The sequence below is a fragment of the Vagococcus fluvialis genome (assembly GCF_048815235.1).
Classification (GTDB): Bacteria; Bacillota; Bacilli; order Lactobacillales; family Vagococcaceae; genus Vagococcus.
Genome location: NZ_JBMEAO010000014.1, coordinates 71,254 through 93,286 on the forward strand (window position 1 = coordinate 71,254; position 22,033 = coordinate 93,286).

At 34.2% G+C, this 22,033-nt stretch carries 26 protein-coding genes and 1 other annotated feature; of the genes, 1 reads left to right on the plus strand and 25 read right to left on the minus strand.

Translation table 11 applies throughout. The features are described 5' to 3' along the window. Nucleotides 1-13 precede the first annotated feature (13 nt). The 11 genes from ftsZ to ACODH8_RS10290 all read right to left on the minus strand — a co-directional run bounded on the left by ftsZ (nucleotide 14) and on the right by ACODH8_RS10290 (nucleotide 11,351). Complete coding sequence (ftsZ, locus tag ACODH8_RS10240) at nucleotides 14-1,273, minus strand: cell division protein FtsZ (protein WP_332466999.1); 1,260 nt, start codon at nucleotides 1,271-1,273, stop codon at nucleotides 14-16. Between the two features lie 21 nt (nucleotides 1,274-1,294). Continuing rightward, complete coding sequence (gene ftsA / locus ACODH8_RS10245) at nucleotides 1,295-2,626, minus strand: cell division protein FtsA (RefSeq protein WP_332466998.1); 1,332 nt, start codon at nucleotides 2,624-2,626, stop codon at nucleotides 1,295-1,297. Between the two features lie 139 nt (nucleotides 2,627-2,765). Then, nucleotides 2,766-3,653 carry a cell division protein FtsQ/DivIB gene (locus tag ACODH8_RS10250; protein WP_332466997.1) on the minus strand — a complete coding sequence of 296 codons (888 nt, stop codon included), beginning with the start codon at nucleotides 3,651-3,653 and terminating at the stop codon, nucleotides 2,766-2,768. Nucleotides 3,654-3,666: 13 nt separating this feature from the next. Then, nucleotides 3,667-4,758 (minus strand): undecaprenyldiphospho-muramoylpentapeptide beta-N-acetylglucosaminyltransferase, encoded by a 1,092-nt coding sequence (gene murG / locus ACODH8_RS10255; protein WP_332466996.1) that lies wholly within the window; start codon nucleotides 4,756-4,758, stop codon nucleotides 3,667-3,669. A gap of 6 nt (nucleotides 4,759-4,764) precedes the next feature. After that, entirely contained in the window at nucleotides 4,765-6,132 is a 1,368-nt protein-coding gene (gene murD / locus ACODH8_RS10260; RefSeq protein WP_332466995.1) for a UDP-N-acetylmuramoyl-L-alanine--D-glutamate ligase, read from the minus strand. 24 nt (nucleotides 6,133-6,156) lie between these two features. Further along, the gene (gene mraY, locus ACODH8_RS10265) at nucleotides 6,157-7,125 is read right to left on the minus strand and encodes a phospho-N-acetylmuramoyl-pentapeptide-transferase (protein ID WP_332466994.1); all 969 of its coding nucleotides are present in this window, start codon (nucleotides 7,123-7,125) and stop codon (nucleotides 6,157-6,159) included. 15 nt (nucleotides 7,126-7,140) lie between these two features. After that, a complete protein-coding gene (locus tag ACODH8_RS10270) occupies nucleotides 7,141-9,015 on the minus strand; it encodes a penicillin-binding transpeptidase domain-containing protein (RefSeq protein ID WP_332466993.1) in 1,875 nt (624 codons plus the stop codon). After that, a complete protein-coding gene (locus ACODH8_RS10275; RefSeq protein WP_332466992.1) occupies nucleotides 9,015-9,401 on the minus strand; it encodes a cell division protein FtsL in 387 nt (128 codons plus the stop codon). The genes ACODH8_RS10270 and ACODH8_RS10275 overlap by 1 nt, the downstream gene beginning before the upstream one ends. A 2-nt stretch (nucleotides 9,402-9,403) precedes the next feature. Further along, on the minus strand, nucleotides 9,404-10,369 hold the full coding sequence (rsmH, locus tag ACODH8_RS10280; RefSeq protein WP_332466991.1) for a 16S rRNA (cytosine(1402)-N(4))-methyltransferase RsmH: 966 nt from the start codon (nucleotides 10,367-10,369) through the stop codon (nucleotides 9,404-9,406). A 22-nt stretch (nucleotides 10,370-10,391) separates the two neighbouring features. After that, nucleotides 10,392-10,823: a division/cell wall cluster transcriptional repressor MraZ gene (mraZ, locus tag ACODH8_RS10285; protein ID WP_332466990.1), complete on the minus strand. Its 432-nt coding sequence runs from the start codon at nucleotides 10,821-10,823 to the stop codon at nucleotides 10,392-10,394. Between the two features lie 159 nt (nucleotides 10,824-10,982). After that, entirely contained in the window at nucleotides 10,983-11,351 is a 369-nt protein-coding gene (locus ACODH8_RS10290; RefSeq protein WP_332466989.1) for a DUF3397 domain-containing protein, read from the minus strand. Between the two features lie 277 nt (nucleotides 11,352-11,628). Here ACODH8_RS10290 and ACODH8_RS10295 point away from each other — a divergent pair, with 277 nt between their 5' ends. Next, nucleotides 11,629-11,748: a DUF4044 domain-containing protein gene (locus ACODH8_RS10295; protein ID WP_332466988.1), complete on the plus strand. Its 120-nt coding sequence runs from the start codon at nucleotides 11,629-11,631 to the stop codon at nucleotides 11,746-11,748. A gap of 79 nt (nucleotides 11,749-11,827) precedes the next feature. Here ACODH8_RS10295 and recN read toward each other — a convergent pair whose 3' ends face one another. The 14 genes from recN to rplU form a co-directional block, all read right to left on the minus strand. After that, on the minus strand, nucleotides 11,828-13,504 hold the full coding sequence (gene recN, locus ACODH8_RS10300; RefSeq protein ID WP_332466987.1) for a DNA repair protein RecN: 1,677 nt from the start codon (nucleotides 13,502-13,504) through the stop codon (nucleotides 11,828-11,830). A gap of 14 nt (nucleotides 13,505-13,518) precedes the next feature. After that, nucleotides 13,519-13,968: an ArgR family transcriptional regulator gene (locus ACODH8_RS10305; protein WP_332466986.1), complete on the minus strand. Its 450-nt coding sequence runs from the start codon at nucleotides 13,966-13,968 to the stop codon at nucleotides 13,519-13,521. Between the two features lie 21 nt (nucleotides 13,969-13,989). Beyond that, entirely contained in the window at nucleotides 13,990-14,802 is an 813-nt protein-coding gene (locus tag ACODH8_RS10310; RefSeq protein ID WP_332467030.1) for a TlyA family RNA methyltransferase, read from the minus strand. Between the two features lie 11 nt (nucleotides 14,803-14,813). Further along, entirely contained in the window at nucleotides 14,814-15,710 is an 897-nt protein-coding gene (locus tag ACODH8_RS10315; RefSeq protein WP_332466985.1) for a farnesyl diphosphate synthase, read from the minus strand. A gap of 3 nt (nucleotides 15,711-15,713) precedes the next feature. Further along, entirely contained in the window at nucleotides 15,714-15,944 is a 231-nt protein-coding gene (locus ACODH8_RS10320) for an exodeoxyribonuclease VII small subunit (RefSeq protein WP_332466984.1), read from the minus strand. 4 nt (nucleotides 15,945-15,948) lie between these two features. After that, nucleotides 15,949-17,295, minus strand: a complete 1,347-nt coding sequence (xseA, locus tag ACODH8_RS10325; RefSeq protein WP_332466983.1) for an exodeoxyribonuclease VII large subunit — start codon at nucleotides 17,293-17,295, stop codon at nucleotides 15,949-15,951. A gap of 15 nt (nucleotides 17,296-17,310) precedes the next feature. Then, nucleotides 17,311-18,156 (minus strand): bifunctional methylenetetrahydrofolate dehydrogenase/methenyltetrahydrofolate cyclohydrolase, encoded by an 846-nt coding sequence (locus ACODH8_RS10330; RefSeq protein ID WP_332466982.1) that lies wholly within the window; start codon nucleotides 18,154-18,156, stop codon nucleotides 17,311-17,313. A gap of 87 nt (nucleotides 18,157-18,243) precedes the next feature. Continuing rightward, entirely contained in the window at nucleotides 18,244-18,684 is a 441-nt protein-coding gene (nusB, locus tag ACODH8_RS10335) for a transcription antitermination factor NusB (RefSeq protein ID WP_332466981.1), read from the minus strand. Beyond that, the gene (locus ACODH8_RS10340; RefSeq protein ID WP_332466980.1) at nucleotides 18,671-19,099 is read right to left on the minus strand and encodes an Asp23/Gls24 family envelope stress response protein; all 429 of its coding nucleotides are present in this window, start codon (nucleotides 19,097-19,099) and stop codon (nucleotides 18,671-18,673) included. The genes nusB and ACODH8_RS10340 overlap by 14 nt, the downstream gene beginning before the upstream one ends. A 25-nt stretch (nucleotides 19,100-19,124) precedes the next feature. Beyond that, nucleotides 19,125-19,682: an elongation factor P gene (gene efp, locus ACODH8_RS10345; RefSeq protein WP_332466979.1), complete on the minus strand. Its 558-nt coding sequence runs from the start codon at nucleotides 19,680-19,682 to the stop codon at nucleotides 19,125-19,127. A gap of 51 nt (nucleotides 19,683-19,733) precedes the next feature. Continuing rightward, nucleotides 19,734-20,798, minus strand: a complete 1,065-nt coding sequence (locus tag ACODH8_RS10350; protein ID WP_332466978.1) for a Xaa-Pro peptidase family protein — start codon at nucleotides 20,796-20,798, stop codon at nucleotides 19,734-19,736. A gap of 123 nt (nucleotides 20,799-20,921) precedes the next feature. Further along, nucleotides 20,922-21,206, minus strand: coding sequence for a 50S ribosomal protein L27 (gene rpmA, locus ACODH8_RS10355; RefSeq protein WP_086341234.1), 285 nt, complete (start codon nucleotides 21,204-21,206; stop codon nucleotides 20,922-20,924). Between the two features lie 16 nt (nucleotides 21,207-21,222). Further along, a complete protein-coding gene (locus ACODH8_RS10360) occupies nucleotides 21,223-21,549 on the minus strand; it encodes a ribosomal-processing cysteine protease Prp (RefSeq protein ID WP_332466977.1) in 327 nt (108 codons plus the stop codon). Nucleotides 21,550-21,576: 27 nt separating this feature from the next. Then, nucleotides 21,577-21,885 carry a 50S ribosomal protein L21 gene (rplU, locus tag ACODH8_RS10365; protein WP_332466976.1) on the minus strand — a complete coding sequence of 103 codons (309 nt, stop codon included), beginning with the start codon at nucleotides 21,883-21,885 and terminating at the stop codon, nucleotides 21,577-21,579. A 19-nt stretch (nucleotides 21,886-21,904) separates the two neighbouring features. After that, nucleotides 21,905-21,982, minus strand: a sequence feature (ribosomal protein L21 leader region). Between the last annotated feature and the right edge of the window lie 51 nt (nucleotides 21,983-22,033).

The window sequence follows — 22,033 nt, forward strand, 5'->3', positions numbered from 1 at the left end:
TCCTACTCACCTCTTATTTTTTTCTTCTAAAGAATGGTGGTGTACTTAATTCGTCGTTATCATCTTCTGAGTTATGATCTGCTTCTGTATTACTAAAGGTATCAAAATCTCTTTTTTCGATTGATTCAAATTGAGTTTCGTCAGGTACTGCACGAGTGTTAGGCTCACGACGGATATCCCAATCACCAAAAGCGCCACCTGTTTGAGCTGGTGCTTCAACTTCTGGTTGTCTTACTTCAGGAACTGGACGTGTTTGACGTTTTACCATTCCTTGAGTTGTCATGTTACTTCTTGGGCTCATTGGACGATCTTTTTTCCCTGGATCAATTCCTGTAGCAATAACTGTTACAACAATCTCATCAGCTAATTGATCATTTACAGATGTACCTAAGATAATGTTTACATCACTACCAGTTGCATTAGCAACAATTTCAGAAGCATCTTGAGCTTCGAATAATGTCATGTCTAATCCACCAGTGATGTTTAATAACACTTGCTCAGCGCCTTCAATAGAAGTTTCTAATAAAGGAGAAGCAATTGCTTTTCTAGTTGCTTCGATAACGCGATCTTCACCACTTGCAACACCGATACCCATTAATGCAGTACCTTGGTCTTCCATAACTGTCTTCACATCTGCAAAGTCTAAGTTAACGTAACCTGGTGATGTAATTAAATCAGAAATACCTTGAACACCTTGGCGTAATACGTTATCAGCTTCTCTGAAAGCTTCTAACATTGGTGTTTTCTTATCAACGATTTCTAATAAACGGTTGTTTGAAATGATAACTAATGTATCAACATTTTCTTTTAATTCAGCGATACCTTCTGCAGCAAAACGGCTACGTTTAGGTCCTTCAAAACTAAATGGACGAGTCACAACACCAACTGTTAAAGCTCCTTGAGCTTTAGCAATTCCTGCAACAACAGGAGCTGCTCCAGTTCCTGTTCCTCCACCCATTCCTGAAGTGATGAAAACTAAATCCGCACCTTGTAATGCTTCAGCAATTTGTTCTTCACTTTCGCTTGCAGCTTTCTCACCAACATCTGGTAAAGAACCTGCTCCTAAACCTTTTGTAAATTTAGGTCCTAATTGAATAACTGTTTCTGCTTTTGAATGTTGTAGAGCTTGAACATCTGTATTAGCTACGATGAACTCTACTCCTTTAACGCCTTCATCAATCATGCGGTTTACGGCGTTTCCACCTGCTCCACCAACACCGATAACTTTGATAACTGCGCCAGTATTTAATTCATTATCTAATGAAAATTCCATTGTTTGTTTCCTCCTAGAATATTAGTCGAATATGTTAGACAAGAAACCTTTGAATTTACTTCCAATTCCTTCTTTGTCTGTCTCTTCGATTTCCACTTCAGTAATCGGTTCTTGTACTTGAACTGGACGTGCTTCTGGTTTTGGTTGTTCTAATTTAACTTCTTTGTTTTGTTTAACAACTTGTTTTTTATTGTCATAAATTGCTAATTTAGTAACATGATAAACTTCATCTAATTGAGCGACATATTCAACAATTGCAATTCCATTGGCGAATACTGGGTTACGTAATCCCATATGATTTGGTACGTATAATTTAACGTTAGTTCCAAATACATCTGCAGCTAATTCAACAATTCCTGGTAAACTTGCTGCCCCACCTGTTAGAATAACTCCTCCAGGTAAGTTTAGAGCATCGATACTGTCTAAAACTGCTTTAGATTTGTTAAAGATTTGCTCTACACGTGCTTCAATAATTTCAGATAAATAACGTTCATCAATTTTAACTGGTTCATTTTTACCAATCACATCTACTGGGAATTCTTCATTAGCAGATGTTCTTTCAGGGTAAGCATAACCATAATTGATTTTTAATGCTTCTGCATTATTTAATGATGTATTTAATACAACTGAAATATCTTTAGTAACGAACTCGCCACCTTCTTGTTCTACGTGTGAGAATTTTAATTCTCTTTCGTACATAACTGAAGTTGTTGTTTGTCCGCCACCTAAATCAATAATAGTTGTTCCAAAGTCTTTTTCACCATCTGATAAAATAGACTCTGCTAAAGCTAAAGGTGTAATGACCATCTCATCAATAGATAATCCGGCTTTTTCCACACATTTACGAATGTTATGAACAATTGTTTTAGGTCCTGTAAATAATAGACCTTTCATGTCTAAACGGACACCAATCATTCCACGAGGATCTTTGATTCCTTCAAAACCATCCACTTTAAATTCTTGAGGAATTAAAGTAATAACTTGACGTTCAGGTGGTGTAGAACGTACTACCGCTGCTGAAGCAACATTTTTCACATCTTTTGAAGTGATTTCTTTTGATTCTGAGTTAACAGCAATCATACCTTCACATTTTTCAACTTGTAAAAGATTAGCTGGAATCCCCACGCTAACGCTTCTAATTTGTACACCTGATTTTTCTTCTGCTTGTTTAACTGCTCTTTGAATAGATTGAACCGCTTTGTCAATATCAATAACAATTCCACGGTCTAATCCGTTTGATTTTGCATTTCCAACACCAATAATATTAATTTGATTTTCTATGTACTCAGCTACTACTACTTTCACTGAAGTTGTGCCGATATCAAGACTCACATGTATTCCTGTTTTTGCCATGAAAGGTGTTCCCTCCTATTTTCTAACAGAGTCTTCCTCTATTATTGCATATACCTCAAACTATTCTATCACAAAAGTTAGTCTGAAATAAAGAATAATACCACAAATGTTGTATATTTTCTTACTTTTTTCTTTACAACTATTCTGGTTGACTGATTTCCTCTGTTTCCTTGGTTTCTTTCGTTTCAAATGGTGATGAAAAGACACCTGAAGCTCCTGCTTCCATATCAATCACACCTTTATAATTCATTTCAGCTACAATTTTATCGTAAAATGCCATTTTATCCGCAATCGTTGTGGATAAACCGATAACTTCATTACCATCTTTCATTTTAAATTTAATTCTAAATGGATTTGTTTTTGTTGCTAATGATTCAATTGTCTCTATTTTCTCTTTAATTGTATCATTCATTTGTTCGTAGGCGTTGATAAACTCTTTTAAGTTCTCACCTTCTTCAAAGTTTACTAATAACGGTAATCCTTCAATCATTTCTTTTGTTTCTTGTTTTAAGAATTTGCCATTAGATAGTACTTCATAGGTTTCTTTACCTTTTTTGACATAACCAATGGTATCAAATTCTTTCACTTTAATTTGAAGTGTATTTACACCCTTTAGTTGTACATTAGCTGTATCAACACGTGGATTTTCCTTTTGAATCGATTGATTAGATTCTTTTCGATTAAAATACTGATCCCATAAGCTTTTTCCAACCTTTAATTGTGATGATTCTACAATTAAGGTGGCATCACTATTATTCACACCACTAACAACTATTTTCCCAACTTTACTAAAAGGAGAGATAAAGTACAAGGTAACAAATATAGCAATAGCTAAACAACTTAATATGATTGACAGACGTTTAAACAGCTCTTTTTCTTTTTTCGTCTGTTGATAACGCCAATTAAAGGATAACTTAGAGATTGGCTCATTTGCTTTATTTGGTTTTTCATTGGTTTGCTTGGTTTCACTCTCTGTTGTTAATAACAGTTGTTTTCCCTGTCGATTTTGCCCTTCATTATCAGTCACAATCGTGCCTCCTTTATGAAGTTAATTCCATCATTAATTGATACAAACGATCCGTCGCATCTTGGATACCTTCTTTTTTAGATGCTATTGCCATTTCTTTTCTTTTCTCTTCATTTAGCATTAAGTCATCAATAGCTTTAACTAAAGTTTCTTGATTCAAATCAGCATTACTTATCATAAGAGCTGCTGATTGTTTAACTAAACTTTGAGCATTTTTTGTTTGGTGATCATTGGTTACATTAGGACTAGGGATTAAAATGGATGGCAACCCGATAGAGGTGATTTCAGCTAAAGATGTTGCTCCTGCACGTCCCACAACTAAATCAATATTCCCTAAGACATTCTCCATATTTTTAATATAAGGAACAACTTTTACGTTGTCACTTGGTGTTAAAATTTGCCATTTTTGATTCACTTCTTCAAAATAAATCTCTCCAGAAGCATATAACACTTGATAAGGTTTTTCTTTAAACTCAGCCAAACTTTCGATTATCGCATCGTTAATTGCTAAAGCTCCTCTACTACCTCCAAAAATCAGAACAGTTGGAATTTCAGGATTTAAATCAAATGTCTCTAATATTGCTGATTTCTCAATTCCTGCTACTTCTTGGGCTCTAGGATTACCTACCATAACCACTTTTTCTTTTGGAAAATCTTGAGCTACATCTGAAAAACAAATACCGATTTTATCCACATGTTTTGATAGAAATTTATTGGTCATTCCAGCAACACTATTTTGCTCATGAATAATAGTTGGAATCTTTAATTTGCTTGCCGCATAAACAACGGAGCCACAAACATAACCACCTGTTCCTATAACAACATCTGGTTGAAAGTCTTTGATGATTTTTTTTGCTTCTTTGATACTATTTAAAAATAAATAAACTGTTTTAAAATTACTTAATGATAACGATCTTTTAAATCCTTGAATTTCAATTGTTTTGAAAGGAATTCCTTGATCTGGAACAATTTTACTTTCCAAACCTTTTTTAGTTCCTATATATAAGAACTCTGCATCAGGGTTCTTTTCTTTGATATGTTTTACTAATGAAACAGCTGGATAAATATGTCCACCTGTTCCCCCTCCAGATACAAGTACTTTCATTTTTACTTACCTACTTACTATTTGTTTTATTTCTTTGACAAAATCGTCTCCACGAAGTTCAAAGTTTTTATATTGGTCCCAACTAGCGCACGCTGGTGATAATAAAATAGCATCCCCAACCTCACTAAGTTCCCAAGCTGCTTCCACAGCTTCTTTCATTGTTTCTGTTTGACGACTTTGACTTACATTAGCTTCATTTGCAGCAGTGATTAATTTCTCTGCTGTTTCACCTAAACTAACTAAACCTTTTAACGAATTAATATGAGGGACTAATTCTTCAAAACCATTTCCTCTGTCTAACCCACCAGCAACTAAAATTAACTTACTGTTCTCAAATCCGCTTAAAGCTTTTTCTGTTGCTAAGATATTAGTTGCTTTAGAATCATTATAGATTTTTCTACCTTTAAATTCACCAATGAATTCAGTTCTGTGTGGTACTCCTGAAAAGCGACTTAACGTTTCTTTGATGCTCTCATTAGAGATACCGTATAATTTCGCAATAACAATTGCCGCAAGCGCATTTTCTACATTATGAGCTCCAGGTACGCCTAAATCATCAACAGACATAATTCGCTCTTCTTGATAACATAAGTGCCCATCTAACAGATAAGCTCCCTCTAATTCCACTGATGTCGTTGAGAAATAAATAACTTTAGCATTAGTTGTTTTAGCTAATCCTCTTAATTCTTCTTGATTACCGTTTAAAACTAAGTAATCTTCATTTGTCATATTTTTTTGTAATTCCCATTTAGCTTTAACGTACTCTTCACGACTACCATGATAATCTAAATGAGCTTCAAATAAGTTGGTGATTAAAGCCACTTTAGGTCTAAAAGTTTCAATTCCCATTAGTTGGAAACTAGATAATTCAGTGACTAACACATCTTCTTTTTTAGCTTCTAACACAACATCACTTGTAGGAAAACCAATATTTCCTGCTAATTTGGCTTCACCTGCTTTTCTTTCGCTATTTAATAGGTGATAAATCATCGTTGTTGTAGTTGTTTTACCATTTGTTCCTGTAATGCCAATAAAGTCAGCTTCAGATACTTCATAAGCTACTTCAACTTCAGTTACTATTTGAATGTTTCTTTTAATTGCGTTTTCGAGAATAGGATTCGTATACGGAATCCCAGGATTTTTAACAATTAAGGAGAAGCCTTCATCTAATAAGTCAATCGGATGACTACCTGTTACGACAGTCATACCAAGTTCTAGTAGTTCTTGGGCTTCTGGATTTTCTTCAATTGGTTTGCCGTCATTTACAGTAACAAAGGCTCCTAATTGATGAAGTAACTTGGCAGCAGCAACCCCACTTCGAGCTAAACCTAAAACTAATATTTTTTTATTCGCAAATTTTGTCGTTGCTTTCATTCCAATCGCTTCTCCTTAATTATCTTATAAGTATAAAATTCCTAACGTTAATCCTGACATAACTAATCCTACTATCCAAAATACAATATCTATTTTCCATTCACTCCAACCACTTAATTCAAAATGGTGATGAACAGGTGACATTTTAAAAATTCTTTTTCCAGTTAGTTTAAATGAACCAACTTGTAACATAACACTAGCTGTTTCTAACACGTACACTAAACCAATTAATAATAATGTCCATTCTTGGTGAAGTAATATTGAAATAGCTGCTAACATACCACCTAAAGCTAACGAGCCAACGTCTCCCATAAATATTTTTGCAGGTTTTTTATTATATAGGAAGAAACCTAGTAAAGCTCCCATTGTTGACACACAGACTAATAAAATATCAAACTGTTTTTGTTGCCAAGCAATAATCGCATATGTTCCAAAAGAGATAATACCTAAACCTGACACAAGTCCATCAATTCCATCTGTTAAGTTAACAGCATTAGAAAAGCCTACTAACCAAAAAATGGCAAAAGCTCCGTAGAAAAAGCCAATATCAACTTGACCGATAAATGGAATAAAGAGAAAATCATCAATTCCTTCTGACTTCATAATAAGGTATAAAATAATACCTCCTACGATTTGGCCAATTAATTTTTGTTTTGAATTTAATCCTAAATTTCTTTTCTTAAAGACTTTAATAAAGTCATCGATAAATCCTAAGCCACCATATAGAGCAAGGATAAATAAGATACTCCAAAATGAAGCTGTTAGCTCATTTTTCCAAATCCCTGTAATAATTGAAGCTAACACAATACTAATTAAGAAGATTAAACCTCCCATAGTAGGTGTTCCAGATTTAGCTAAATGGGCTTGTGGTCCTTCTTCTCGAATCGCTTGACCCATTTTTTTCATTTTAAAATAAGCAATAAAAAGTGGCATTGCCATTAAGACAAAAGCAAACCCCAGTGAAAGGGGTATTAATAACTGTGATAATATCATGATTTTCTCCTATTTCTAATCTTGTGAATTGGTAACATCTACAGTAAAGGCATGTTTAAGCATACTGTTAGAAATGTCTGAAACTAATTTAGCAGGATCACCGTGTTCTCCTGTAATCGTTGGTTTTTTCAAGGTAACGTACATAATATACTCAGGATTTTCTGTAGGGGCAATTTGAACCACTGAATATAAATAATCATTCGGCCCTGTTAATAATTGACCACCATCAAAAATCTGTGCTGTACCTGTTTTAGCTGAAACATTTACGCCGTCAATGTTATAAACACCATATCCTGTTCCATAAACTTCATCCTCAACAGTGTCCTTCATGTAATCTAATACTTTATCAGCCGTTTCTGGTTTAATTGGATTCCCTACTTCTTCTGGTCCATAAACTTTTTCTTTACCTTCTTCATTGGTAATTTTTTTAACAATTTGCGGTTTTAACATAGTTCCCTTATTGGCAATGGCTGTAAAGCCTTGCATCATTTGGAAGTTAGTTACCCCTATTGCTTGTCCAAAAGCTGACATCGCCGTATCGACTGGGTTTTTATCATTAATAGCCCCTACTTCTTCATATGGTAACCCTGAATTAGTTGTTTTACCAAAACCAAATTTGTTTAAGTATTGTTGCCATGTCGTTCCCATTTTTTGTTCTAAATGAACCATCCCAACGTTACTTGACCAAGCTAAAGCTTGTCGATATGTCATAGTTCCTTTTCCTTCAGGTTTCCAATCGCTAATCGGTGTATCATAGACTTGAATTTTACCAGATTGGAAAGTTTCATTTTCATTTAAATTGCCTGAATCAAGAGCTGCTGCTACTGTGAATACTTTCATAGTAGAGCCTGGTTCGTAAGGCGTTTGAATTAACATATTTTGCCAAACAGCATCATCTCCTGATAGACCTTCTTTTGTTTGTGGATCAAAGGTTGGTCTTTGAGAGGCAGCTAAAATTTCTCCTGTTTTCGCGCTCATTAACATCGCTGTAATATTATCAGGCGTTGATTTTTCAAACACATCATCCATCACTTCTTCTAATCTCAATTGTAGATTAGAATCTAAAGTTGTGTAGATATCTTTTCCATCAACAGCTTCTTTATCAACAATAACAGATCCTGGTAACTCATTACCTTTACTATCTTTTTGATAATACTTGTAGCCATCTTTTCCTTTTAAAATATCGTCATACGCTTTTTCAAGACCCATTCCTTTTTCACCAGTTAATTTAGAGTCTTCTTCATCTTTATTTTCTGGCTGAGCATACCCTACAACATAGGAAGCAAACTTCCCATTTGGATACATTCTATCTGGATGTTCTTTAAAGTATATCCCTTCAATTCCTGCATCCTTTAAAGCTTTTTCGATTTTAGTTTTGGTTTCTAGAGAAAGATTTTTCCCTTTCAACCCAAATTCAGCACTACCATAGTACTTACCATTTTCGTTCTTTTTAACTTCTTTACTTAATTGCTTGATAGTGAAATCTTTTTCAATTCCTGCATACTTGTTTAAGATGTTTGCTATTTCTTCATGGTCTTTCTTTTGAACATATAGCTTTTTGTTATTTAAACCGATGTAATCTTTTCCTAATTCAGCATATAACGAATAGGAAGTAGCATCCTCAGCAATTGGTAAACCATTTCTATCATAAATGGTTCCGCGTTTTGCTTTTATGATGCTACTTCCTTGATACAGGTCTTGTCTTTTCTTATCTAAACTTTCAGAGCCTACCTTACCAACTCCGATAATGTAGATAAATCTCACTGCAAAAAGAAGGAAAATGACAATAGAAGCGGAAAAAAGAATAATTCCGACATTTCTTCTATTGCCAGCAGGTGTTAGATTTTTAGATTCTATTTTCGCTTTACACTTTCGAATAAAATTTTTCATTATTTGATTTTCCTTATATTATCTTCTCTAAGTTCAATATCTGCTTTATTAGCAATTTCTTTTACTCGATCTGATCGTAACAGTTCATTCTTTTCTTGTTCCAACTTATCAATTGTACTTTTTGACGTATCAATTTCTTTTTGAATAGAAGTAATCACTTCTTCTTCACGATTAATAGCTGTTGTCATTTTAATCGTCGCAACTGATAAAAATAAAAATGTTAAAATAAAGGCGCAAAATACTATTTTCTCTAGTTTACTCACTTTTCTCAATTTACTTTGAGGAACAAGATAAGGAACTGTTTCTCTTAACCTTTCATCCTTAATAGAAGGTTGGGCATCCGAAACTACATGAATATGTAAATCATTTCTTTCTGGTAACGACATACCTATACCATCCTTTCAGGAATTATTTTTTCAGCTACTCTTAGCTTCGCACTTCTAGCACGATTGTTCATTTCTAACTCTTCATCTGTTGCAACAATTGGCTTTCTATTTATCAACTTTAATGTTGGCTGATACTCGACTGGAACCATTGGTAATCCAGGCGGTAAATCTTTAGCTTGACTATATTCTTTAAAGATATTTTTTACAATCTTATCTTCTAAAGAGTGGAAAGTAATCACACTAATACGACCTTCGTGATCTAGTAGATCAATTGCTTGCTCTACAGATTCTCCTATAACATCAAGTTCACTATTAACTTCGATTCTAACTGCTTGAAAAACTCGTTTGGCAGGATGTCCACCTTTACGTCTAGCAGGAGCTGGAATAGCCTCTTTAATGATATCCACCAACTGACCAGTTGTTTCAATAGGATTCTCATCACGTGTTTTTTCAATCAATCTAGCAATTTGCTTAGAAAACTTTTCTTCACCAAATCTAAAAAATATTTTTACTAATTGCTCATAAGGATAGTTATTGATCACTTCATAAGCAGAAAGTGATGCACTTTGATCCATTCTCATATCTAAAGGAGCATCTTGATGGTAACTAAAGCCTCGCTCGCCCTCGTCTAATTGAGGAGAAGAAACACCTAAATCGTAAAGTATGCCATCAATTTTTGTCACGCCTTGTTCTTCTAGCTTTTCTTTTAAATGTCTAAAGTTGCTTTGAATAAAAGTAACTTTCCCGTCATTTATTTCTTTTTCTAAACGTTTTTTAGCGTGTTTAATTGCTGTTTCATCTTGATCAAATGCATATAGATGACCCTCTTTAGATAGTTGTGAGAGAAGATACTGGCTGTGCCCAGCGCCTCCTAATGTACAGTCAACATAGACACCATTAGGTTTAATATTTAATCCATCAACTGTTTCTTTTAACAAAACAGTGACATGTTCAAATGTTTCTGACATATTCATTTCTCCAACCTTTTAATTAAAAACCAAAATCAATCATCGTTTCAGCAATATCATCAAAATTCTCTTCAGCATCTTGAGAGAATTCATTCCAACGTTCCTCGCTCCAAATCTCAATGCGATTTGAAACTCCAATAATGATACAGGGCTTTTCTAATTGTGCGTATTTTCTTAAATTAACAGGGACATTTATTCTCCCTTGTTTGTCTATTTCACATTCAGTAGCGGCAGAATAAAAAAAGCGTACAAATGTTCTTGCATCTTTTTTTGATAGTGGCATATCTTTCATTTTTTCTTCTAAGATTGCCCATTCTTCCATCGGATAACCAAATAAACATCCATCCATTCCTCTTGTTACGATGAACTTATCACCTAAGCCTTCTCGTAGCTTTGAAGGAACAATTAGACGCCCTTTTGAGTCAATGTTATGTTGATATTCACCCATCAGCATATAAGGTCACCTCACGTTACCACTTACTAGAACTAGTCTACCACATTCCCCCACTTTCTACCACACTATTAAGAAAAAAAATGACTTTGGTATTCCTTGTGTGAAAAGAGCAAACAAAAAAGACAATAATAGTAACTTTACTAGTTATTGTCTTAGTTTTTATTTAAGAAACATGAAAATACTGACTAAAATAAGTAAAAAATAAATCAGTAATGTAATCAAAAACGTCACACGCCAAACCATCTTAAAGTACCGCTTGTACCTAATTTCTTTAAATTGATAAGCTTGAAACACCGCAATCAACATCGAAACTAATAAGACAATTAATAAAGTGTATGGTAAAAAACTTTCGCCAAAAGTCGCCTTTGATAAATTATGAATACCAATTAAAAGAAATGCAGTTGCGATATCAGGCGCTTTGACACCATATTTAGTACCAATATTGGTTTTTTTTACAAATAATGAGCTTAAAAACAGTAATACCAATGGAAATAAATACCACAGAAATATGCTAATTGTTATGGTCATGTATATACCCCTTCACAATCCCATGTTCTTTACTAAGACAGTCATATTATACTCTAACTAGATGTCAATCTAATAACATTTACAAAACGATACACGACTTCTTTGTAACAAACATTACATAATGGATTGTTTCTTTTTTTCATTCTTTATATATTATAAAACATATAGATAGCCGATTCAATCAATACTCACATCTAAAAGCATTTACACTTGAATTATAGCCTCTATTCAGTGTAAACTAAGTCATGAGATTATCAAACTAAGGACGTGTAAAACAATGGACAAAAAAGAAAAAAGTACTTTTTCAAAAATTACTAAAGTAGTTGTTTGGGTTATGTTACTTGCCATGGTTGGCGGTACTGTACTAGCTGCCTTAACTAGTTTAGGTATGTTCTAATCTAATCATTTAAATGAAAAAAGCCGTTATACTGAAAGCTTCAAACCTTTCAATATAGCGGCTTTTTAGTTTGTTCTAGTTATTTACCTTGCGCTAAAGCTAATAACTCTTTAGCATGATCCAGTGTTAACGGCGTCACTTCAGCACCTGATAACATTCTAGCAATTTCAGAAACTCTTTCTTCTGAGGTTAGTTCTTTAACACTTGTTTCTGTTCGATTATTTATAATCTCTTTTTTGATAAAGTACTGCGTATCAGAAATAGCTGCAACTTGAGGTAAATGAGTAATGCATAACACTTGAGAATTTTTCCCAATTTCATGAATTTTTTCTGCAATTGCTTGAGCTACTCTTCCACTAACACCTGTATCTACCTCGTCAAACACAATACTAGTAATTCCTTGCGTTTTAGAAAAAATCGTTTTAATAGCTAACATCACTCTTGAAAGTTCTCCACCTGAGACAACTTTTGTTAAAGGTTTCAATTCTTCTCCTACGTTAGCAGAAATAAAGAATTCAATTTTATCCTTACCAGACTCCCCGTAACCAGCCATCTCTTCAAAAACAACTTTAAATTTCGTATTTTCCATATAGAGACTTTTAAGCTCTTTTAAAATATCTTCTTCAAGTGACTGACTAATATTTTTACGTTCTTCAGTTAACTTCTGACTTAAATCATCTAACGTTTTTTCTTCTGCAATAAGTGCTTTTTCAAGACTCTCAATATCCAAGTCGTCCATCTCAGCATATGAAAGTTCTTCAGATATTTTTTCAAAATAAGCAATTACACTCGCCACATCTTCACCGTACTTGCGCTTCAACTGACGAATCAAATCAAGGCGACTCTCTACCTCATTTAAACGCTCTTCATCTAGCTCTAAAGCGTCTAAGAGTCCAGTCACATTACCTATAGCTTCTTGAAGAGAATAATATCCCGTTTGAATTAACTCAGAGACTTCTTGATAATCTGAATCCAAATGCTCAATACTAGTCATCTCATTCATAGCTTGAGCAATGTAATCTAAACTATGATTTTCTTCCCCGTTAATATATTGGTAAGTATTTTTTAGAGCCTCTGTTATTTGCTGAAAACTTAACATCTTCTTACGCTCATCTAAAAGTTTTTCTTCTTCACCCTCAATTAACTCAGATTCTCTGATCTCATCATACTGAAATTGCAACATGTCCATTCTTTGAACATGTTCTTTCTCATGATCATAGAATTTTTTTATTTTCATTTTTAATTCATGATGTTTTTGATAATGTTGGCGATATGGAATTAATAAGCTATCGATAGCTCCTCCTGAAAATTCATCTAATAAACTTAGATGATGGATAGGATTCATCAATTCTTGGTGTTCATTTTGACCGTGTATATCAACTAATTGTTGTCCTACTTCTCTCAAAACCTTAGTGTTTACTAGTTGACCATTAATCCGGCAATTATTTCTTCCATTACGAAATATCTCTCTTTGAATGATTAACAAATCGTCTGGCATTTCGATACCTTTTTCTTCAAGGTAACTAGCCATATACTCTTTATTCTCAATGTAAAAAGACCCTTCAATTCGACATCTATCCATGCCGTCACGGATAAAATCACTGGATCCTCTTCCGCCTACAAGCAGTCCCATAGCATCAATAATAATCGACTTACCAGCACCAGTTTCACCAGTTAGAACTGTCATACCTTCTTTAAATTCAATATTTAAACTCGAGATAATCGCAAAATCTTGAACAGATAATTCTTGTATCATTTCTTCTTCACCTTCTACGCTAAGATTTCTTTCATCTTGTTTTGAAGAATCTGAGCTTCTTGCTCCGTTTTCATAATAACTAAAATTTTATCATCATTGGACATTACTGTAAAAAGACCTTCTGGATAAGCTGATTCAATCAATCCTCCCAGAGCAAAACCACTTCCTGGCTTTAAATTAACAACAATCATATTATCTAAACAATCCATTTGAACGAAACTATTTTTTAATAGTTTTTTGAAGCGAACTAATTCAGAGTTATCTTGTTGAGGTAAGCTATATTTATAAACTTTGTCTTCTGATAACACTTTGATTAAATTCATTTCTTTAATGTCTCTAGAAACTGTTGCCTGTGTGACTGGTATATTATTTTCAATTAATAATCGTACCAAATCCTCTTGCTTTGTCACGCTATTTTCTTTTATTATTTTTGATATCCAACGTTGTCTCTCTTGCTTTCTCACTAGTTAACCTCCTATTTAATGCTAAGATAACCTACTATGAGAACGCTCAACGATTTCATCTGTTGTTACCTCGCTTAAAAACTCACCTAAGCCATCTGCATGTTTTAAATGAGCAAGAAATTCAATATTACCGTCACCACCTGTAATAGGTGAATAATCTAAAGCCACTACATTAAATCCAAACTCTTGAATAAAAGCTACGACTTCATTTAAAACTGACAAATGAACCTTTTTATCTCTAATAATTCCTTTTTTCCCCACTTGTTCACGACCAGCTTCAAATTGAGGTTTTATTAAGGCAACTACTTCGCCCTCTTTTGATAGTATTTCTTTTAAAACAGGTAAAATTAATTTTAAAGAGATAAAGGATACGTCTATTGTCGCAATATCTGGCTGCCCTTTGGAAAAATCTTCTAATTTAGAATAACGAAAATTAGTTTTCTCCATTACTTCTACACGTTCATCTTGACGCAACTTCCACGCTAATTGATTAGACCCTACATCTAAAGCATAACTCATTCTAGCTCCATTCTGAAGAGCAACATCTGTAAACCCTCCAGTAGAAGAACCTATATCTAATAATGTTTTCCCTTCAAACTCAATTCCAAAAACAGTCATTGCTTTTTCAAGTTTCAATCCACCACGAGAGACATATTTTAGTGCTTGCCCCTTCAATCTCAATACAGTATCCACTGAGATTTTTTCACCTGGTTTATCATAACGAATATTTTTTTCATCGCAAACTAACCCTGCCATGACATTACGTTTTGCTTTTTCTCGTGTTTCACTTAGACCTTGTTGCACAAGCAATACATCTACTCGTTCTTTTTTTATTTTTTCAGCCATTAGATTACCTTCAACTCTTCTATAATAATTTCTAAAAGCGTCGTTTCTTTGGTATGATTCAAGAAACTTTTTGCTTTTTCCAGGGATTCTTTTGCCAAATCACAATGATTTTCAAAAGCTTTAGTCGCTCCTTCTACCCCTAATAAAGATACGTAAGTATTTTTATTATGAGCTTCATCAGCGCCTACTTTTTTACCTATTTTCTCTTCGTCACCAATAACATCAAGTAAATCATCACGAATTTGAAAGGCTATTCCAATATTTTGAGCATATTCTAGTAGCCATTTTTTCACTTCAAAAGACGTCATACTCATGACACAAGCCGCTTCAACAGCGTATTGAATTAACATACCTGTTTTTTTCTGGTGCATCTTCTGTAATTCTCTAAAACTAATTTTTTTATCTTCACCTAAAATATCTTCTACTTGGCCAGCAATCATTCCTTCTGAACCTGACGCTTTAGATAAAAGACGAATTAATTCTATTTTTAACCCACTATCTACTTCCATCGTCGCTAACAAATGAAATGCTTCTGTTAATAAAGCATCCCCTGCTAAAATAGCCATTGCTTCACCGTATACTTTGTGGTTAGTTGGTTTCCCTCGTCTTAAATCGTCATCATCCATTGCAGGTAAGTCATCATGGATAAGTGAATATGTATGGATCATTTCAAGAGCTGCTGCCACTTCATAATGAGATTTATCCAAAGTATTGCCAATAAAAGAAATAGTCGCTAATAACAGTAATGGTCTAAATCTTTTCCCACCAGCATCTAAAGAATAAGTCATGCTTTCAAATAATAAATCTGATTGATTATTCTCTTCTAAAAAATCGTACATCTTTTGATTAATCACAGGACCATGTTCTAATGCAAATTCTTTATACGTTTGTCCCATGACTTACTCTCCCACTTCTTCAAAAGGGATTTCTTGTCCATCATCTGACATAATTTTAGTAAGCGTCTCTTCCGCTTTCACAAGTGTATCTTGACAAGACTTACTCAAAGCCATTCCTTTTTGAAATTTCTCTAAAGCCTCTTCTAGAGGAACTTCACCTGTCTCTAATTGTTTTACAATGACTTCTAAGTCTGCAATTGCTTCTTCAAATGTTTGTTTTTTTTCAGTAGCCATTCTCTTATTCTCCTTCTCGTAATGAAACGTCCCTTACTACGGCTGTAGCGGTACCATCTGCTAAATGTATTTCTATTGGTTCATCCACTTCTAACCCTTTTACGGATTTCACTATTTGATTTTCTAATGTTACATAACTGTAGCCTCTTAACATCGTTTGAAGAGGACTTAACATATCTAACTGGGACACCATTTCATTAAAGCGTCTTGTTTTATCTTTCATTAAGTTTATCATCGCTTGTTCTAATTTTTCATCTAAATAAACAATTTGTTGATTTCTTAACTTAATCTTATCTTCTGGCGTTTGATTTTCCAAACGCTTAACCAATTCATTATACACACGTTCCTTTTGACGAATCTCAAGACTTAACCCTTGCTCCAATCGTCTATTGAGCGTATCTAATTGAATTGAAAAAGCTTCATACAATCTTTTAGGTTGTTTGAAAACAAAGGACTCTGACAAATGAGTGTAACGTTGTTTTTTCACTGTAATTTGATGAGTCATCCCTTGAATTAAACGATTTTCTCTTTCTTTTATTTTCATGATTTCTTCTGATAAAACCGGCGTACATAGTTCTGCCGCGGCTGTCGGTGTCGCTGCTCTTACGTCAGCAACTAAATCAGCCAATGTAACGTCTGTTTCATGTCCTACCGAAGACACAATCGGCGTTCGTGATTCAAAAATAGCACGAATCACCCGCTCTTCATTAAAGGGCCATAAATCTTCGATAGAACCGCCACCACGACCAACAATCATCGTATCAAATTCACCTGAATCATCTACTTCTTTAATTCGTTTAACAATATCATCAGCAGCTTTATCTCCTTGTACAAGTGTTGGAAAAACAACCAACTGAACAATCGGGTAACGCCTTTTCACCGTTGTTATAATATCTTTAACTACCGCACCACTCGGGCTAGTAACAACCGCAATTTTTTTAGGGTATTTAACTAGTTTTTGTTTAAATTCTTCCTTAAAGAGCCCTTCTTTTAACAGAACTTGCTTTCTTTTCTCTAACTCTTGATAAAGAGCTCCTACACCATCAGGTTCCATATGTTCAATGTAAATTTGGTAACTTCCACCAGGTTCATAAAGTGAAATCCTACCAATAACAAGAACTTTCATTCCTTCTTCTGGTTGGAATTTCAACTTGTTAAACGCACCCTTAAACATAATCGCTGAAATTTTGGCTTTATCATCTTTCAAGCTAAAATACTGATGAGCATTAGGACGCATTCTGAAGTTTGACATTTCTCCTGTTAAAAACACTCGCTCTAAATAAGGATCTGCTTCAAATTTACGTTTTAAATATTTAGTTAGCGCTGTGACCGTTAAATATTTTTCAGTCATTTTCTCACATTCCTTTTACTTCTCTCTTCTATTTGCTACTGTCTGCTCCATTAACATACTAATTGTCATCGGTCCAACACCACCAGGAACTGGCGTAATAAAAGATGCTTTTTGACTTACTTCATCAAATTTCACATCTCCAACTAAATGCCCGTCATCATGACGATTCATTCCTACATCAACCACTACTGCACCTTCCTTGATGTAATCAGCCGTTAAGAATTCACCTTTACCTATAGCTACAACAACAATATCAGCTTGTTTCGTTAACTCTTTTAAATTTTTAGTTCTAGAATGAGTTATCGTCACTGTCGCATCTTCCATTAATAGCAGTTGCGCCATTGGTTTCCCTACAATATTACTACGTCCAATAACCACAGCATTTTTACCTGATAACTCAATGTTGTATTCTTTTAATAATCTAATAATTCCATACGGTGTGCAAGGTAATTTATCCGGTTCTCCAATAAATAATTTCCCCATATTTAAAGGATGAAAACCGTCTACATCCTTTTTAGCATCAATGGCTAAAAGGATTTTTTCTTCATCGATATGTTTTGGTAAAGGTAATTGTACTAAAATACCATCCACATCGTCATCTAAATTATAATCCTCGATCATTTTTAATAATTCTTCTTCTGTTACAGTTTCTTCTAAACGATCAACTTGTGAATAAAACCCAATTTTTTTTGCAGCTCTTTCTTTATTTCTAACATAAACCTGGCTCCCAACGTCATCGCCAACCAGTATTACTACAAGTTTTGGAAGTTGTTTTCCAGCTTCATTCCATTTAGACACTTCTTCTTTCAGCTTATCCTGAACTTTTTCTGCTAAACTTTTTCCATCTAACTTAATTGCCACAAAAAAGCACCTCCAAATTTAATCACACTTATCCCCATTTTAGCATAAAAAAAGACCGCTTCAAACCAACAAAAAAACTCAAGCAACTTAATTGCTTGAGTCTAATTCGTTCATTGCAGATGATAAGACACCGTTAATAAAACGACGTGATTCGTCATCACTAAATGTTTTAGCGATTTCTAAGGCTTCATTTAAAGAAACTTTATTTGGTATATCTGACACATAAAGCATCTCAAATAAAGCAAGTCTTAAAATGACCAAATCCGTTTTAGCGATTCTGCTCACTTTCCAACGTTTTAAATGTTTTTCGATTAACGTATCTAACTCTTCTTGGTGTTCTTTAACACCTGTTACTACTAATTCCACATATTGAGGAATAACTACTTCTTCTTGCTCTTCATATAACGCCATAACATTTTCAATTGCTTCTTCAACAGTTAAATCTGTTGCATATAACATTGAAAAATTAACTTGAAAAGCGACTTCTCTTAATTGGTGTCTTGTTAACTCCACTTTATTCTTCCTCATCTTCTGAAGCAAACAACTCATCTAAATCAGGTAATGTTACTTTTTCAGGCACAACACCCACAACGTGAATATTTACTTCTGAAATTTCTAAATCCGTCATATAAAGAACTTGTTGTTTTACTTTTTCTTGCATGTCCATTGCTACTTTAGGTACTGAAACACCATAATTTAAGTAACAGAATAAATCAATTTTGATATTGCCATCATCATTTTTTAGGTGAACGCCTTTATCATGAGCTGAACCACCAAATAATTCCGTTACATTAGATGCTAAATTACCGCGCATTGCATAAACACCTTTTACTTTAGATGCTGCAATCCCCACAATAATTTCTAATACTTCAGGAGCAACAACAATTTCTCCACCAATTTCTTGATTATTATTGCTTAGGACTAAGTTTTTATTTTCTGCCATCTGTCTTTCCTCCTTCAGTTATTGACTAAGCACGTGATACATAAGAGCCGTCACCAGTATTGATAATCAAACGATCCTCAGCATTGACAAAGAACGGCACTTGAACAACTAATCCAGTCTCCATAACTGCTGGTTTTGATCCACCTGATGATGTATCTCCACGAATACCTGGCTCAGTTTCTGCTACAGTTAGTTCAACCGTATTCGGTAAATCTACTCCTAGAGTTTCACTACCATACATAATGATGTTGCACTCACTATTTTCCAACAAGTATTTCAATTCTTCTTCAATAACGTCCCCTGGTAACTCAATTTGTTCATAAGTATTCATATCCATAAACACATGACTACCTGCTGATTCGTACAAGTATTGCATTTTATGGTTATCAATTTGAGCCTTAGCTACTTTTTCACCACCACGAAATGTTTTTTCTGCTGTATTACCATTTCTTAGGTTTTTTAATTTAGTACGAACAAACGCCGCACCTTTACCCGGTTTCACATGTTGAAATTCAATTACTCGAAAAATGTTGCCATCAACTTCTATCGTCAAGCCTGTTTTCAGATCATTTACTGATATCATACACTGCCTCCTGACTGTTCACTTTACACTAATAAGCGAACGATTCCTATTCTATAAAATAATAAGCTCTTTTTTAGAATGTGTCAACGTCTTAATACCATTCTCTGTTACTAACATATCATCTTCAATACGAACTCCACCAATTCCTGGTAGATAAATTCCCGGTTCGTTAGTAATGATGTTTCCTGGAACAAAGGCTTTTTCTGCTAATTTAGACACATTAGGTCCTTCGTGAATCTCTAAACCAATACCATGCCCTGTTGAATGACCAAATGCTTCTCCGTATCCTTTAGAAGCAATATAATCTCTTGCTACTGCATCTAGTTCAATACCTGTCATACCTGGTTTCGCTACGTCTAATACTTTTTGTTGTGCTTCTCTAACAATTTCATAAATTTCTTTTAATTTTTCACTTGGTTCACCTAATGAAATCGTTCTAGTCATATCAGATACGTAACCTTGATAATAACAACCAAAATCAATCGTAACAAAGTCACCTTCTTCAATTACTTTATCACTTGCAACACCATGTGGCATCGCTGAACGTAACCCACTAGCTACAATCGTTTCAAAAGATACACCACTAGCGCCTAGAGAACGCATATAAAAATCAAGCTCATTAGCTACTTGAATCTCAGTCATACCTGGTTTAATGTAAGTCAAAATGTGAGAAAATGCCTTATCTGCAATTTCACAGGCTTTTTCTACAATTTCAATTTCCGACTGATCTTTCACTTCACGTAATTCTTCAATCATTCCTGAAACAGGAATTAAATCAACTTCTAATAACGTTTCTAAATCAACATATTGTTTAAAAGGAACAAAACTTTCTTCAAATGCTAAGTTCATCATTCCTTTTTTCTCTACTAAATCTGCTACTACTTCTAAAATAGGACCAACATTTTTCACTACTTCATAGCCAACACATTGTTCTGCAGCTTGCTCAGTATATCTAAAGTCTGTTATAAAAAAGGCTTCTTCTAAACCAATTAATGCTAAACCTGTTGTTCCTGTAAATCCTGTTAAGTATCTTAAATTATAAGGACTTGTTACTAAAAATGAAGTGATATTTTCAGCCTTCATTTTTTCTCTTAAGTTAGTTATACGTTGTGTCATTCAAATACCTTCCTTTCACTTTCCATTCCTATCCATTATAACAAATCAAGCTGTCAAATTAAACCAATCCACCCATGAAAACAAAAAAACAACCCGTTAAAAATAACGAGTTGTTTTAATTAATTATTTAGCTACTGGGTATACAGATACTTGAGTTTTGTCGCGGCCTTTACGTTCGAAACGTACCACACCTTCAACTTTTGCGTATAAAGTATCATCTCCACCACGACCTACGTTTTCACCTGGGTAGATTTTAGTACCGCGTTGACGGTATAAAATTGAACCACCTGAAACAGTTTGTCCGTCAGCACGTTTAGCACCTAAACGTTTTGATTGTGAATCACGGCCGTTTGATGTAGAACCTCCACCTTTTTTAGTCGCGAATAATTGTAAATTCATTTTCAACATGAGTAAAGCACCTCCTCTATATAGTCTTCACTTGAATATATTCTTTATATTCTTCTTCGATACCTCTTAAACCAATCAATAAACTTTTTAACAAAATATCTGTAACCGCTCTTTGTACATCTGACATTTCAGATAACAATTCAAGGTACAAATACCCGTCAGATACGTCAACAATTGGTTGATAACCAGCTAGCTCTTCAATACTATTAACTGCATTTATAGATAAACTAGAAGCTGCAGCACATACGATATCAGAACCCATCTCAGCAAAATCAGCATGGCCTGTCATTTCAAAAGAAACGATTTCACCATCTTCTTTTTGTTTAAAGGTAGCCTTAATCATCAAGATACCTACTTTCTAATTGCTTAATTAAGCGTTAATTGCATCGATCATTACTTTAGTGTAAGGTTGACGATGACCTTGTTTACGATGTGAATCTTTTTTAGCTTTATATTTGTAAGTAACAACTTTCTTTTGTTTTCCTTGTTTTTCAACAGTTCCTTCAACAGTTGCACCTTCAACAGTTGGAGCACCAATCTTTGTTGTTTCTCCACCTACTAAAATGACTTCGTCAAACATAACTTTTTCGCCAGCTTCAACGTTTAATTTCTCAACGTAAATAGCTTGACCTACTTCAACTTTTAATTGTTTACCACCAGTTTTAATAATAGCGTACATGTTTGCTTCGCACCTCCTTCTTTTTTCTTAGACTCGCCAGCTTAAGCGCCATATAAATATGGACTTAGTAACTTAATTTGTGCGGTTGTAGATGTGGTGCACACAAATACAACATTAGTATCATACCAAAAATAAAAAGAGAGGTCAA

Bases quoted from the DNA above. Each gene is read 5' to 3' on its own strand.
- recN (WP_332466987.1), bottom strand. From the start codon at position 13,504: ATGATACAAGAATTATCTGTTCAAGATTTTGCGATTATCTCGAGTTTA.
- rplU (WP_332466976.1), bottom strand. From the start codon at position 21,885: ATGTACGCTATTATTAAAACTGGTGGTAAACAATTAAAAGTTGAAGTA.
- ACODH8_RS10290 (WP_332466989.1), bottom strand. From the start codon at position 11,351: ATGACCATAACAATTAGCATATTTCTGTGGTATTTATTTCCATTGGTA.
- ACODH8_RS10270 (WP_332466993.1), bottom strand. From the start codon at position 9,015: ATGAAAAATTTTATTCGAAAGTGTAAAGCGAAAATAGAATCTAAAAAT.
- mraZ (WP_332466990.1), bottom strand. From the start codon at position 10,823: ATGCTGATGGGTGAATATCAACATAACATTGACTCAAAAGGGCGTCTA.
- efp (WP_332466979.1), bottom strand. From the start codon at position 19,682: ATGATATCAGTAAATGATCTGAAAACAGGCTTGACGATAGAAGTTGAT.
- ACODH8_RS10350 (WP_332466978.1), bottom strand. From the start codon at position 20,798: ATGACACAACGTATAACTAACTTAAGAGAAAAAATGAAGGCTGAAAAT.
- ACODH8_RS10275 (WP_332466992.1), bottom strand. From the start codon at position 9,401: ATGTCGTTACCAGAAAGAAATGATTTACATATTCATGTAGTTTCGGAT.
- ftsZ (WP_332466999.1), bottom strand. From the start codon at position 1,273: ATGGAATTTTCATTAGATAATGAATTAAATACTGGCGCAGTTATCAAA.
- mraY (WP_332466994.1), bottom strand. From the start codon at position 7,125: ATGATATTATCACAGTTATTAATACCCCTTTCACTGGGGTTTGCTTTT.
- xseA (WP_332466983.1), bottom strand. From the start codon at position 17,295: ATGACTGAAAAATATTTAACGGTCACAGCGCTAACTAAATATTTAAAA.
- murG (WP_332466996.1), bottom strand. From the start codon at position 4,758: ATGAAAGTACTTGTATCTGGAGGGGGAACAGGTGGACATATTTATCCA.
- rpmA (WP_086341234.1), bottom strand. From the start codon at position 21,206: ATGTTGAAAATGAATTTACAATTATTCGCGACTAAAAAAGGTGGAGGT.
- ACODH8_RS10295 (WP_332466988.1), top strand. From the start codon at position 11,629: ATGGACAAAAAAGAAAAAAGTACTTTTTCAAAAATTACTAAAGTAGTT.
- nusB (WP_332466981.1), bottom strand. From the start codon at position 18,684: ATGAGGAAGAATAAAGTGGAGTTAACAAGACACCAATTAAGAGAAGTC.
- ACODH8_RS10340 (WP_332466980.1), bottom strand. From the start codon at position 19,099: ATGGCAGAAAATAAAAACTTAGTCCTAAGCAATAATAATCAAGAAATT.
- murD (WP_332466995.1), bottom strand. From the start codon at position 6,132: ATGAAAGCAACGACAAAATTTGCGAATAAAAAAATATTAGTTTTAGGT.
- ACODH8_RS10360 (WP_332466977.1), bottom strand. From the start codon at position 21,549: ATGATTAAGGCTACCTTTAAACAAAAAGAAGATGGTGAAATCGTTTCT.
- rsmH (WP_332466991.1), bottom strand. From the start codon at position 10,369: ATGTCAGAAACATTTGAACATGTCACTGTTTTGTTAAAAGAAACAGTT.
- ACODH8_RS10315 (WP_332466985.1), bottom strand. From the start codon at position 15,710: ATGGGACAAACGTATAAAGAATTTGCATTAGAACATGGTCCTGTGATT.
- ACODH8_RS10320 (WP_332466984.1), bottom strand. From the start codon at position 15,944: ATGGCTACTGAAAAAAAACAAACATTTGAAGAAGCAATTGCAGACTTA.
- ftsA (WP_332466998.1), bottom strand. From the start codon at position 2,626: ATGGCAAAAACAGGAATACATGTGAGTCTTGATATCGGCACAACTTCA.